Below are 11,946 nucleotides of genomic sequence, written 5' to 3'. Positions count from 1 at the left end.
TGGAGGCGGAGCGCGCTTGGCGCGGCAGCGGCGCGCCGGTGGAACTCTTCCGCATCAGCGGCATCTACGGCCCGGGGCGCAACCTGATCGAGCGGCTGCGGCGGGGCGGCTATGTGGCGGTGGCGTGGGATCCGCCGCGCTATGCCAACCGGATCCATGTCGACGATCTGGTCGAGGGGGTGGTCGCGGCGATCGCCCGGCCGCGCCCCGGGCGGGTGGTCAACCTGACCGACGATCTGCCGTCGCCGCACGCCGACTACGTCCGTGCGCTGGCGCGGGCCGCCGGTGCGCCCGATCCGCTGGTGCTTGCGCCGGAGGAGGCGCGCCGGCGCCTCTCTCCCGACTATTTGGCCTTCTTCCGGGCCAATCGGCGGGTCTCCAACCGGCTACTCCACCGCGAGTTGCTGCCGCGTCTGCGCTACCCTTCGTTCCGGGCGGCGCTCCCATCCCTGTTGGCGGGCGGGGCATGAGCGGGCTGCAGCCACAGGCGCTCTTGCGCAGCCAGCGGCAGGTGGAGGCGATCCATGCCCACTTGCTGACCATCCGCCGCCACATGGAGCGGCTGATCGGCGAGAACCGGCAGCTGCGCGACCGGCTGGCGCGCTGCGAAGCGGAGCTGGCCGAGCGCAGGGAGCGGTGCACGCTGTTGGAACAGCGGCTGGAGCGGCTGGAGGAGGAGCGGGAGCGGTTGCGCGGTACGGTCGACGATGCGCTCGAACAGATCGATACGGTGCTGGCCGAGCTTCCGCCGGAGGAGCCGGAGCCCCGGTAGGAGCCGGCCGAAGAGGAAGAGGAGTGATGAGGTCGTGACCCATACGGTGGAGGTGCGGCTGCTCAATCGGACCGAGCGGGTGGTCACACGCGACGACCCGGCGCTGGTCGAGGCGTCGGCGGCGCGGGTGCAGCAGAAAATCGACGAGTTGCGTCGGGCCGGGGCGGTGGTCGGCGGTGAGCGGCTGGCGCTGCTCGCCGCGCTCAACCTGGCCGAGGATCTGATCCGGACCGAGCGCGCCCTGCAGGAGGGGAGCAGGGGGTTGACATCAGCGTTGGAACGGCTAGAGTCGCTCTCAGGAGCGCTTGCGGACGCGCCCCTGCGTTGATCGCGGGCCACCATGTTGCCAGAGCCGATACCAGTCGAACGGGGGCTCGACTATTTTGGGTGTGTGAATCCCGCCGGTTCGGGATTCCTGATCCCAGAGTGCGGCACCCACCTTGGACTACCAGGGTTCGACAACTTTTGTGCCGGAGCCGACAACGCGGGGGCGCACATCCACAGCGCCGGTACGATCCATTGTCTCCTCCTCCTTCGCAAGCCGCCGCGCCCTTCGCCGGCGCGGCGGCCTTTCTCCTCGCTTCCGATTCCCTTCTCTGGTTCCTCGTGCGGTCTTTCGCCGCCGGGCGCTGCGTCGTGACGGAGCGCCCGGAGCGGGAGGGTGCCGCCAAACCGCGGCTGCGCGCCTGGGGGCGGAGGCGGCGGGCGCGGCTTGCCCCCGAGGTTCGTGCGGCGGCGTCGGAGGCGGTGGTCGATCGGCTGCGCGCCTGGTTGGCCGGGCGTTCGCGACCGCTCGAACTGCTGCTCTACCGAGCCTTGCCTGATGAGGTGGAGACCTCCGCCCTCTTCCGCACGCCCCCCGCCGACCGGATCTTCGCGCCGCGGCTGGCCGCCGATGGGGAGGAGATGGTCTGGGTGGAGGCAGGGCCGGGGGCTGGATGGCGTCGGGGTCGTTTCGGCGTGCTGGAGCCGGCGGGGGCGCGGATGTGGCGCCCGTCGACCGGGGTGGAGAGCGTGCTGGCAGCGCCGTTGACCGCCTTCGACCGGGCAGGCGGTCGCATCGGTATGGGCCAGGGCTGTTTCGACCGCTGGCTGGCGGCGCACCGCCCCCACCTCGCGGCGGTGGTCGGGCTGGCCTTCTCCTGCCAGGAGTGCGATTGTGTGCCGATGGAGCCGCATGACCAGCCGCTGGAGTGGATCTTCACCGAGAAGGAGGCGATCGCGTGCCGCTCAGGATCCTGATCATCGGCGATGTGATCGGCAAGGCGGGGCGCCGGGCGCTGCGCCTCGGCCTGCCGGGGTTGATCGACCGCCACATGATCGACTTCGTCGTGGCCAACGGCGAGAACCTCGCCGCCGGTTTCGGCCTGACCGGAAAGTGCGCCGACGAGCTGTTCCGCTACGGCGTCGACGTGCTGACCAACGGCAACCACTGCTGGGATCAGAAGGAGTTTCTCCAGTTGATCGACCGGGATCCCCGCTTCGTCCGGCCGGCCAACTTCACCAGCTTCGCCCCCGGTCGCGGCTGGACGGTGCGCGAGAGCGCCGCCGGCTATCGCATCGCGGTGGTCAACCTGATCGGTCAGACCTTCATGGGCGGCTGGGCCTGCCCGTTTCTCACCGCCGACCGGGTGCTGGAGGAGCTGCCGCGCGACCTGAACGCCATTCTGGTCGACATCCACGCCGAGGCGACCAGCGAGAAGATGGGCATGGGCTGGTATCTCGACGGGCGGGTCTCCTGCGTCTACGGCACCCACACCCATGTGCCGACCTGCGACGAGCGCATCCTGCCCGGCGGGACGGCGGTGCAGAGCGATGTCGGCATGACCGGCTCCTACCAGTCGGTGATCGGCATGAAGGTGGAGACCGCGCTCAAGCGGATGATCCAGCGGCTGCCCGGCCGCTTCGAGCCGGTGGAGCGCGGCGGCGAGATCCGCGCCACCTTGCTTTGCGTCGATCCGGAGACCCGGCGCGCCTGCGCCATCGAGCGGATCCGGGTAGGCGCCGACCAGCTGGGCGGCTGACGCCTTGATTTGTGAGGCAATCGAAGAGCGCGCTCATCGATTGTTGCGGTGTGATCATGATGGAATCGCAAAAAGTCCGTCCGTGGACTTGTTGCTTGACGGGGATCGAAGCGCGCGGTCTTCGATCCCATTACAAATCCGTCGGTTGCGGCTGAAACCTCCGGATTTGCGCGACCCTCCATGGTCGCGATGATAGTTTCTTGCGAAACCATCATCATGGAGCGGCGATGAGAGAGATTCTGGTCTATGCGATCAGCGGCCTGGGGGCGCTGTTCATCTTCGGCTACAGCGTCCACATCTTCATCGGCGGCATGGTCAGCGAGGAGAGCGAGATCGCGGCCATCGCCGTGGTGGAGCTGTTGGCGCTGGCCGCGATCGGCTGGATGGTGCGCGATGTGGTTCGCCGCAGAGGAAGGTGAGTCGATGCCATACGGATGGTTGACCGGATTGCTGCTGCTTGTTTCGCTTGCCGGATGCTTCTCCGGCGGTGGCGGCGGCGCGCCGGCCTCGCGGCTGGAGCAGGGGATGGACTTCCCCGCGCTGGTCATGCGCGACCTCTCCGGTGGCGTGGTCGACAGCGGCACGCTGCTGCGCGGCAAGGTGGTGGTGTTCAATGTCTGGGCCACCTGGTGCCCGCCCTGCCGCAAGGAGATGCCCGACCTCATCGCCCTGAGCAAGCGGCTGCCGCGGAAGGATTTCGCGGTGGTCGGCCTGTCGGTGGACGAGAGTCTGCAGCAGTTGCAGCAGTTCATCGAACGGCACGGGGTCAGCTTCCCGGTTTTCTGGGATCCGGGCGGGCGGGCGATCGCCGCCGACCGGCTCACCGTCTTCAAATATCCGGAAACCTTCATTCTCAATCGCCAGGGCACGGTGGTGGCGCGGGTGATCGGCGGCTACCCGTGGAACGCCGAGGAAACGGTGCGGGCGCTGCACTACATCGCCGAGCACGGCACCCTGCCGGAGGATTCGTGAGCATGATGCGTAGAGCGCGCTTCGCGCTGCAGGACAGCCACCCGCCGCAGCGGTAGATTGCGCCGGCCCGGCGGCTGCTCCGCCGGAATCCCAGCCGGAGTAATCCCAGCCGGAGTTCTTGCCCGTCCATGAGCCGTTCCACCGATTCCGAATCCTTCGACTACCGCGCCACCGTCTTCCTGCCGCGGACCGACTTCCCGATGCGGGCCAACCTGCCCGACCGCGAGCCGGAGTTGCTCCGCCGCTGGGAGGAGGAGGGGCTCTACCGCCGGTTGCGCGCCGCCCGCGCGGGTGCGCCGAAGTTCGTCCTCCACGATGGTCCGCCGTATGCCAACGGCAACATCCACATCGGCCACGCGGTCAACAAGGTGCTCAAGGACGTGATCGTCCGCGCCAGGTCGATGCAGGGGTTCGATGCCCCCTACATCCCGGGGTGGGACTGCCACGGCCTGCCGATCGAGCTCAAGGTCGAGGAGCGGTTCAAGAAGAAGAGACGGCGGCCGGAGGAGGTCGATCCCTCCGGGTTCCGCGCCGCCTGCCGCGACTATGCCGCAAGTCAGATCGCCGTGCAGAAGGAGGAGTTCCGGCGGCTTGGGGTGCTCGGCGACTGGGAGCACCCCTACATCACCATGGATTACGCCTTCGAGGCCGACACGGTGCGCGAACTGGGCCGCTTTCTGCACAACGGCGGGCTCTACCGCGGCGCCAAGCCGGTCCACTGGTGTCTCTCCTGCACCACCGCGCTGGCCGAGGCGGAGGTGGAGTACGAGCAGCATACTTCGACGGCGATCTATGTCCGTTTCCGCGCCGCCGAGTCGCTGGAGGATGTCGATCCGGCACTGACCGGTGCGGTCTCGGTGGTCATCTGGACCACCACGCCGTGGACCCTTCCGGCCAATCTGGCCGTCTGCCTCGGCCCAGCCATCGACTATGCGGCGCTGCGCATCATCGACCCCGGCGAGGGCGGTGCGCTCGCCGCCGGCGAGCTGCTCATCGTCGCCGAGGCGCTGGCGGAGGAGACGCTCGACGCACTCGGCGCAACTGCGGAGATTGCCGCTCGCTTCCCCGGCGCGGCGCTGGAGGGGCGGCGCTTCCGCCACCCCTGGCTCGATCAGGATGCGCCGATCCTGCTCGGCGACCATGTCACCCTCGATGCCGGTACCGGCGCGGTCCACACCGCCCCCGGCCACGGCCAGGAGGACTACATCGTCGGCCGCCGCTACGGGCTGGAGCCGTTCAACCCGGTGGACGACCACGGCATCTTCGCCGCCGATACGCCGCTGGTCGGAGGATTGCATGTGCGCAAGGCCGATGCGGTGGTGGTCGAGCATCTGCAGCAGGTGGGCGCGCTGCTCCATCAGGCGCCGATCGACCACAGCTACCCCCACTGCTGGCGCTGCCACCAGCCGCTGATCTTCCGCGCCACCGCGCAGTGGTTCATTTCGATGGAGGCCAACGGCCTGCGGGAGAAGGCGCTGGCCGCCATCGACCGGGTGGCGTGGACGCCGGCCTGGGGCGAGAACCGCATCCGCGCCATGGTCGAGGGGCGGCCGGACTGGTGTGTCTCGCGCCAGCGCAAATGGGGGGTGCCGATCACCGTCATCCGTTGTGCCGATTGCGGCTCGCACAAGGTGACCACGCCGGAGGTGATCGAGCAGGTGGCGCGGGCGGTGGCGCGCGAGGGGGCCGATGTCTGGTTCCGGCGCGGGGTGGAGGATTTTCTGCCGCGGGGGGCGCGCTGCCCCGACTGCGGTGGCGACGCCTTCATCCAGGAGCGCGACATTCTCGATGTCTGGTTCGATTCCGGCTCCACCCACGCCTGCGTGCTGGAGCGGCGCGAGGAGCTCTCTGCTCCCGCCGACCTCTACCTCGAGGGTTCCGACCAGCATCGCGGCTGGTTCCAGTCGTCGCTGCTCGAGGCGGTCGGCACCCGGGGGGCGGCGCCGTTCAAGGGGGTGCTGACCCACGGCTTTGTTGTTGACGGGGCGGGCAACAAGATGTCCAAGTCGCGCGGCAATGTGGTCGCGCCGCAGAAGGTGATCCGCCAGTACGGCGCCGACATCCTGCGGCTGTGGGTGGCCAGCGAGGACTATTCCGGCGACATCCGCATCTCCGATGCCATCCTCAAGCAGCGCGCCGAGGGCTACCGCCGGCTGCGCAACACGCTGCGCTTCATGCTGGGCAACCTGGCCGGCTTCGACCCGGCGCGCGACGATGTGGCGGACGGCGACTGCACGCCGCTCGATCGTTGGGCGCGCCACCGGCTGGCCTCGCTCAACCGCGCGGTGGTTGCGGATTACAACCGCTATGCCTTTCACCGCATCGCCCAGCGGCTGCAGCAGTTCTGTGCGGTGGAGATGGGCGGTTTCTACCTCGATGTGATCAAGGATCGGCTCTACTGTGATGCCGCCGATGCGCCGCGCCGCCGCTCGGCCCGCGCCACCCTCTACCGCATCGCCGATGCCCTCATCCGGCTGATCGCGCCGCTGCTTCCCTTCACCGCCGAAGAGGCGTGGGGCCATCTGCCCGGTTATGACGGCGACAGCGTCCATCTCCACTGCTTCGCCGAGGCCGATGCGCCGGCGGTGGACGAAGCGGCGTGGGAGCGCTTCTTCGCGCTGCGTGAGCAGGTCAACACGCTGCTCGATCAGGCGCGCAAGGAGAAGCGGATCGCCGCCTCGATCGCCGCGCGGGTCACCCTGCCCGCCGCCGATCTGGCGCTGCTGGGGCGACTGGGCGAGCCGGCGGAGCAGCTGCTGATCGTCGCGCGGGTGGAGGAGGGCGATGCGCTGAGCGTCGCGCCGGCCGTGGGGGTGAAGTGCCCGCGCTGCTGGATGGTGGGCGCGCCGGCCCGTCCCGATCACCCGGTCCACGGCGCGCTCTGTCCGCGCTGTTTTTCGCTGGTGACCGCCGTCGATTGAGCGCCGGCAACGCCCGCATCGGCCCGCTCCGTTTCGATTCCGCCCGGGCATGCGGTGCGGATGCATCGCGATGCCGCTCCTGCCCTTGACACGATCCGGCCGGTGGTGCGGGATTCGATCCATCCCGAATGGTGGCCTCGCAGGGAGGCCGTCACTGCGGTAGGGGATGGCCGTTCTGCGACGGAATCCGCGCGCGCCGCTCTTCCGGAAGGGGGGGCGGCGGGAGGGCGGCATCCGCGGCCAGGAAGGTCGCGTAGATCCGGAGGGGGCTGCCCTGGCAACCGACGGAGTGTACGGGCGAAACGTCCATGGAGGGGCGTGTTGCGATGGGGGCAATATGGCACTGGTGGCATCGATCCATGTGGAGCCCGGCTGGCCGCTGCCGTCGGCGCGGCTGCAGGATGTCGACGGCAATGCGGTGGAGCTGGAGGGGCTGCGCGGCGCGCAGGGGCTGCTCGTCGCCTTCACCTGCAACCATTGTCCCTACGCGCAGGCCGTCTGGCCGAGGTTGATCCGCCATGCGGCCACCCTACGAGAGATGGGCATCGCCACGGTGGCGATCAACCCCAACATCCACCCCGACTATCCGGAAGACTCGATCCCGGCGATGCGGGAGAAGATCGCGGAGTGGGGGATCGACTTCCCCTATCTGGCCGATCCCACCCAGCAGGTGGCCCGGCGCTTCGATGCGCAATGCACCCCGGATATCTACCTCTTCGACCGCGACGGCCGGCTCTACTACCACGGCCGGATCGACGACTACTGGAAGGATGAGGCCAAGGTGACCCGGCAGGAGCTGCTGGAGGCGGCGGAGGCGATGGTCGCCGGTCGGCCGGCGCCGCAGCCGCAGCACCCGACCATCGGCTGTTCCATCAAGTGGCGGGAGGAGGAGTAGCATGCTGGCGGACGGAGCTGTTGCGCGTCGAGGAGCGGCGATGAGGTGGATGATCGCCGTGGCGGTGGCGGTGTTGCCGGCGGCGGCTGGTGTGTCGGCGGCGCGGGCGGACGAGACGCTCGCACTCAAACTGGGCTACGCCAACCTCAATCCGGCCGGGACGTTCGCATCGAGCAACGTCGCTTCAGCCAGCCGTATGGATGTCGACACACTGCTCGGCATGGGCAACAGCAACGGCCTGACGGCGGAGGCGGTGCTGCAGTTCGGCGACCACCGGCTGTCGCTCGATCTGTTGCCGATCTCCTTCAGCGGTCACGGGACCTTGTCGCAGCAGGTGACCTACGGCGGCAAGAGCTTCCCTGTCGGTACGGCGGTCGACTCCAGCCTGAAGGATACCATGTACGACATCGGCTATACCTACTTCTTCGTCAACATGGACGATCTTCCCAGCCGGCTGCAGTTGGGGGTGGAGTTCACCGTCAAGATCAACCAGGTGAAGGGGTCGATGCGCGGTGGCGGGATCACCGCGGAGAGCTCGGCCACCGCTCCGATCCCGACCATCGGTCTGCGCGGCCGGGTGGCGCTGGCCGATTTCCTCGGTCTGGTCGGTCGCGTCGGCTACCTCAAGGTGGGCGGCAAGGGGAGTTACCTCGATGCCGACGGCCAGCTCGAGTTCTCCCCCCTGCCGATGGTCGGCATCTACGGCGGCTACCACTACATCAAGCTCAAGGTCGATACCAGCAGCAGCTTCACCGATCTGCGTTTCGCCGGCCCCTACGTCGGAGGCTTCGCCCGCTTCTGATCGGCGGGGGAGCCGGGTACTGACGTCGACGGGAGGCGTCGTCGAAGCGGTGATCCGGGCGGGGGCCCTCTCGCTGCTGGCGTTGGCGGCGGCCCTGCTCTTTGCCGTGCCCGCCGGGGCGGCGGTGCTCGCCTCGCTCGATCACACCACGGTCGCCGCCGGTGACTCGGTGCAGTTGACCTTGAGCAGCGACGGCGGCGACGGAGATCCCGATTTCACCCCGCTGGAGCGCGACTTCGATATCCTGGCGCGCAGCCAGAGCAGTCAGTTCCGTTTCGTCAACGGCCGCGTCACCAGCAGCAAAAGCTGGCAGCTGACCCTGATGCCCAAACACAGCGGCAAGTTGACCATTCCCCCGATCGCCGTCGGTGGCGCGCGCAGCAATGCGCTCACCCTGACCGTGCTGCCGCCGGGAAGCAGCCCGTCTGCGCCCAACGGCCGGGGCGGTACCGGTGGAGGGGCTGCGGCGGCACAGCAGGATCGGCCGCTGTTCGTCGAGGCGGCGGTGCAGCCGCGGCAGGTACGGGTGCAGCAGCAGTTGCTCTACACCGTGCGCATCTTCCGTGCCGTCAACCTGAGTCAGGCGCAGTTGAGCGAACCCGACGTGCCCCATGCCGTGGTGGTGCGGTTGGGGGAGGATCGCAGCTACCAGACGGTGCGCGGCGGGCGCCGCTATCTGGTCACCGAGCGACGTTACGCCATATTTCCGCAGCAGCGCGGCAAGCTGACCGTACCGCCGCTGCGGCTCGATGGCCGGATCGGTGTCGGTGGCATGTCGCTGTTCGACCCCTTCAACAGCCTTGGGCAGGTGGTGCGCCGTTTCTCCAACCCGGTGACGGTGACGGTGGAGGGGATTCCGGCGACATGGCCGGGGGGCGCGTGGCTGCCGGCGCGGGCGGTGACCCTGGAGCAGCACCTCTCCGACGGCCCCTACCGGGTGGGCGAGCCGATCACCCGCAGCGTGACGCTGCACGCCGACGGACTGACCGCGGCCCAGCTGCCGCAGCTGCTCGGCGATCCGCTGCCCGGTGGCCTCAAGCGCTACCCCGATCAGCCGCAGACCAGCGACGCCAAGGGGGCCGACGGGGTGCGCGGCACGCGGCGCGACAAGGAGGCGATCATCCCGCTGCACGGCGGCGACTTCACCCTGCCGGCGATCGACATCGCCTGGTGGAACAGCGATGCGCAACGGGTGGAGCACGCCCGCCTGCCGGAGCGCACGATTCATGTGGTCGGCACTCCTGCGGCCGTCGGGGGCGGGGCGGGAACAACGGCGGCGGCCGGTGCATCGCCTTCCACGGCGGTCACGCCGGCCGGCCATGCACAGCAGCAGCAGGGGGAGCAGCCGGCTAAGGCCCAGGCGGCCGCCGGCAGTGTGGGGCATCCCCGCGGTGCGAACGGTGCGGCAGGAAGGCTCCGTCGGTGGCAGGCAGCGGCACTCCTCTTCGCCCTCGCCTGGCTGGGGACACTCGGGCTGTGGTGGCGCACCCGCCGGCGGTTGGTCGAGGGATCGGCCGGGGAGGCGCCCGAGGTGGTCGCGCCGGCGGATGGAGAGGCGGTGTTGCGTCGCAGGATCGAGCGCGCACTGGATCGTGGCGATGCGGCGTCGCTGGTCGCCGATCTGGCCGCCTGGCGCCGCTGGTGGCGCGCCCGTGGGGTGGATCCGTCCGAGCGCGTGCCCGAGCTGACCCGGGAGATCGAGGCGCTGCACCGCCACCGCTACGGAGCAGAAGGCGAGGATGGCTCCTGGCGGGCCGACGGGCTGCGCGCCGCCTTTGCCGCCGCCTGCGCGGCACTCGATGGGATGAAGAAGGGGGGGGATGCGCCGCTGCCACCGCTCTATCGGGACGATCCGGCGGTGGTCAACAGCCTGGATTAGACCACGCCGAGCGCCTCCACCTCGGCGATCTGTTTGCGTACCGATTCCAGGGAGCGGCGCAGCGCCGCCTCCTCATCGGGATGGAGCTCCAGCTCCAGCACCGATTCCAGCCCGCTGCCGCCCAGCTTGCACGGCACCCCCATGTAGTAGCCGTCGATGCCGTACTCTCCCTCCAGCCGGGCGGCGCAGGGGAGCACGCGGTGTTTGTCGCGCAGGATCGCCTCGGCCATCTCGACCACCGCCGCCCCCGGGGCGTAGAAGGCCGAGCCGGTCTTGAGCAGCTTGACGATCTCCGCGCCGCCCTGCGCGGTGCGCCGGCAGATCGCCGTGATCTCCGTTTCGGGCAGCAGCTGGGTGATCGGCACGCCGGCCACGGTCGAGTAGCGCGGCAGCGGCACCATGGTGTCGCCATGGCCGCCGAGGACCAGCGCGGAGACCACGCCGATCGAGACCTGCAGCCGCTCGGCGATGAAGGCGCGCATGCGGGCGGCGTCGAGCACGCCGGCCATGCCCAGCACCCGCTCGCGCGGAAAGCCGGAGACCTTGTGGGCGGTGTAGACCATGGCGTCGAGCGGGTTGGTCACCACCAGGATGATGCAGTCGGGCGAGTGGGCCACGATCTTGCGCGTCACATCGGCGACGATGCGTACATTGGTCGAGAGCAGATCCTCCCGACTCATGCCCGGCCTGCGCGCGACGCCGGCGGTGATGATCACCAGGTCGGAGCCGGCGGTCTCGGCATACTCCTGGGTGCCGGTGATGCGGACGTCGTAGCCCAGGATCGGCGCGGCCTCGTCCATGTCCAGCGCCTTGCCCTGCGGTACGCCGTCGACCACATCGAGCAGCACCACGTCGCCCAGCTCCTTGTGGGCGGCGAGGAAGGCGGCGGTGGCCCCCACATTGCCCGAGCCGACCACGGTCAGCTTGCGGCGGGGGAAGTAGCGATGGCTCATGCGGCCCCTCCTTGTGCGTCTGTTTCGGTGGCCTGCTCCTCGGCCCGGCGACGCTCGATTCCCTCGCGGATGAAGACGAAGATTACCGACAGGAAGCCGGCGACAAGGGCGGAGAGGAGGACGATTAGGGCTCGCTTGGGCTTGCTCTTTTTGTCCGGCGGCGTGGCCGGGTCGAGGATGCGGAAGGCGAACTGTTTCTGGGTGTTGGCCAGCATCGCCTTCTTCTGCTCGCTTGCGATCAGCTCGAACAGCGTTTTGCGCATGTCGGCGACCGAGGTGCGTTCCAGTTCCCGGCGGAGGTATTTGAGGTTGGCTCGGCTGCGGGCGATCGCCTGATCGCGCAGGAATGTGTTGAGCCGCGCCACCAGATCGTTGGCCCATCGGGCGGCGAGCGCCGGGTCGGTCCATTCGACCGAGACGGTGACCAGCCCGCTCTTCTTGTCGGCCTCCGCCTCCATGATCGACTTGGTGAAGAGCCGGTAGCCGTCCCACAGTGTCGGCTGCTTCTCCGGATCGGACTCCTTCCAGTGCTTGCCGCTGGCATCGAGCCGGTCGGCAAAGAGGATCGGCATCAGCTTGTTGTCCTGGATGAACCGCCAGAGGAACGCACGCGATTTGAGGACGGCGAGGTTCTGCTCGGCGCTGCCGCCGCCGGGCAGCGAGATGCCGGCCATGGAGGCGAGCCCCCCCAGCCCACCGAGCATCGACGACAGGCCGCCGCCCTTGCT

At 69.1% G+C, this 11,946-nt stretch carries 13 protein-coding genes and 1 other RNA gene; 12 read left to right on the top strand and 2 right to left on the bottom strand.

Annotated features, from left to right (window positions below; translation table 11 throughout):
• The first annotated feature begins 38 nt into the window (after nucleotides 1-38).
• The 12 genes from D6682_06390 (at nucleotide 39) to D6682_06335 (ending at nucleotide 10,265) form a co-directional block, all read left to right on the top strand.
• Nucleotides 39-470, top strand: coding sequence for a hypothetical protein (locus D6682_06390; protein ID RMH50720.1), 432 nt, complete (start codon nucleotides 39-41; stop codon nucleotides 468-470).
• Nucleotides 467-772: a hypothetical protein gene (locus D6682_06385; protein ID RMH50719.1), complete on the top strand. Its 306-nt coding sequence runs from the start codon at nucleotides 467-469 to the stop codon at nucleotides 770-772. Before D6682_06390 ends, D6682_06385 begins: the two co-directional genes overlap by 4 nt.
• On the top strand, nucleotides 708-1,100 hold the full coding sequence (gene zapA, locus D6682_06380) for a cell division protein ZapA (GenBank protein ID RMH50718.1): 393 nt from the start codon (nucleotides 708-710) through the stop codon (nucleotides 1,098-1,100). Before D6682_06385 ends, zapA begins: the two co-directional genes overlap by 65 nt.
• Nucleotides 1,086-1,267, top strand: a non-coding RNA gene (ssrS, locus tag D6682_06375) — 6S RNA. The genes zapA and ssrS overlap by 15 nt, the downstream gene beginning before the upstream one ends.
• Before the next feature lie 24 nt (nucleotides 1,268-1,291).
• A complete protein-coding gene (locus D6682_06370) occupies nucleotides 1,292-2,014 on the top strand; it encodes a 5-formyltetrahydrofolate cyclo-ligase (protein ID RMH50717.1) in 723 nt (240 codons plus the stop codon).
• Nucleotides 2,014-2,796: a YmdB family metallophosphoesterase gene (locus tag D6682_06365; GenBank protein ID RMH50721.1), complete on the top strand. Its 783-nt coding sequence runs from the start codon at nucleotides 2,014-2,016 to the stop codon at nucleotides 2,794-2,796. Before D6682_06370 ends, D6682_06365 begins: the two co-directional genes overlap by 1 nt.
• 227 nt (nucleotides 2,797-3,023) lie before the next feature.
• Nucleotides 3,024-3,215, top strand: coding sequence for a hypothetical protein (locus tag D6682_06360; protein ID RMH50716.1), 192 nt, complete (start codon nucleotides 3,024-3,026; stop codon nucleotides 3,213-3,215).
• On the top strand, nucleotides 3,190-3,768 hold the full coding sequence (locus D6682_06355) for a TlpA family protein disulfide reductase (GenBank protein ID RMH50715.1): 579 nt from the start codon (nucleotides 3,190-3,192) through the stop codon (nucleotides 3,766-3,768). The genes D6682_06360 and D6682_06355 overlap by 26 nt, the downstream gene beginning before the upstream one ends.
• A 128-nt stretch (nucleotides 3,769-3,896) precedes the next feature.
• Nucleotides 3,897-6,689: an isoleucine--tRNA ligase gene (locus D6682_06350; GenBank protein ID RMH50714.1), complete on the top strand. Its 2,793-nt coding sequence runs from the start codon at nucleotides 3,897-3,899 to the stop codon at nucleotides 6,687-6,689.
• Between the two features lie 337 nt (nucleotides 6,690-7,026).
• Nucleotides 7,027-7,584, top strand: a complete 558-nt coding sequence (locus D6682_06345; protein ID RMH50713.1) for a thioredoxin family protein — start codon at nucleotides 7,027-7,029, stop codon at nucleotides 7,582-7,584.
• Between the two features lie 49 nt (nucleotides 7,585-7,633).
• Nucleotides 7,634-8,386, top strand: coding sequence for a hypothetical protein (locus D6682_06340; GenBank protein ID RMH50712.1), 753 nt, complete (start codon nucleotides 7,634-7,636; stop codon nucleotides 8,384-8,386).
• The gene (locus D6682_06335) at nucleotides 8,238-10,265 is read left to right on the top strand and encodes a protein BatD (GenBank protein RMH50711.1); all 2,028 of its coding nucleotides are present in this window, start codon (nucleotides 8,238-8,240) and stop codon (nucleotides 10,263-10,265) included. Before D6682_06340 ends, D6682_06335 begins: the two co-directional genes overlap by 149 nt.
• Here the strand turns inward: D6682_06335 and mdh are convergent.
• On the bottom strand, nucleotides 10,262-11,218 hold the full coding sequence (mdh, locus tag D6682_06330) for a malate dehydrogenase (protein RMH50710.1): 957 nt from the start codon (nucleotides 11,216-11,218) through the stop codon (nucleotides 10,262-10,264). The genes D6682_06335 and mdh overlap by 4 nt on opposite strands.
• The coding region (locus D6682_06325; GenBank protein RMH50709.1) for a hypothetical protein at nucleotides 11,215-11,946 on the bottom strand (732 nt) is incomplete at its 5' end. The genes D6682_06325 and mdh, both read right to left, overlap by 4 nt.

Source organism: Zetaproteobacteria bacterium (genome assembly GCA_003696765.1).
Classification (GTDB): domain Bacteria; phylum Pseudomonadota; class Zetaproteobacteria; order Mariprofundales; family J009; genus RFFX01.
The sequence above is the reverse complement of the archived record's forward strand: the minus strand, read 5'-3'. Positions and strand labels throughout refer to the sequence as shown.

Excerpts from the sequence above, each read along its gene's own strand:
- zapA (RMH50718.1), top strand. The coding sequence starts at position 708 with ATGCGCTCGAACAGATCGATACGGTGCTGGCCGAGCTTCCGCCGGAGG.
- D6682_06385 (RMH50719.1), top strand. The coding sequence starts at position 467 with ATGAGCGGGCTGCAGCCACAGGCGCTCTTGCGCAGCCAGCGGCAGGTG.
- mdh (RMH50710.1), bottom strand. The coding sequence starts at position 11,218 with ATGAGCCATCGCTACTTCCCCCGCCGCAAGCTGACCGTGGTCGGCTCG.
- D6682_06340 (RMH50712.1), top strand. The coding sequence starts at position 7,634 with ATGATCGCCGTGGCGGTGGCGGTGTTGCCGGCGGCGGCTGGTGTGTCG.
- D6682_06355 (RMH50715.1), top strand. The coding sequence starts at position 3,190 with ATGTGGTTCGCCGCAGAGGAAGGTGAGTCGATGCCATACGGATGGTTG.
- D6682_06350 (RMH50714.1), top strand. The coding sequence starts at position 3,897 with ATGAGCCGTTCCACCGATTCCGAATCCTTCGACTACCGCGCCACCGTC.
- D6682_06360 (RMH50716.1), top strand. The coding sequence starts at position 3,024 with ATGAGAGAGATTCTGGTCTATGCGATCAGCGGCCTGGGGGCGCTGTTC.
- D6682_06345 (RMH50713.1), top strand. The coding sequence starts at position 7,027 with ATGGCACTGGTGGCATCGATCCATGTGGAGCCCGGCTGGCCGCTGCCG.
- D6682_06335 (RMH50711.1), top strand. The coding sequence starts at position 8,238 with ATGCCGACGGCCAGCTCGAGTTCTCCCCCCTGCCGATGGTCGGCATCT.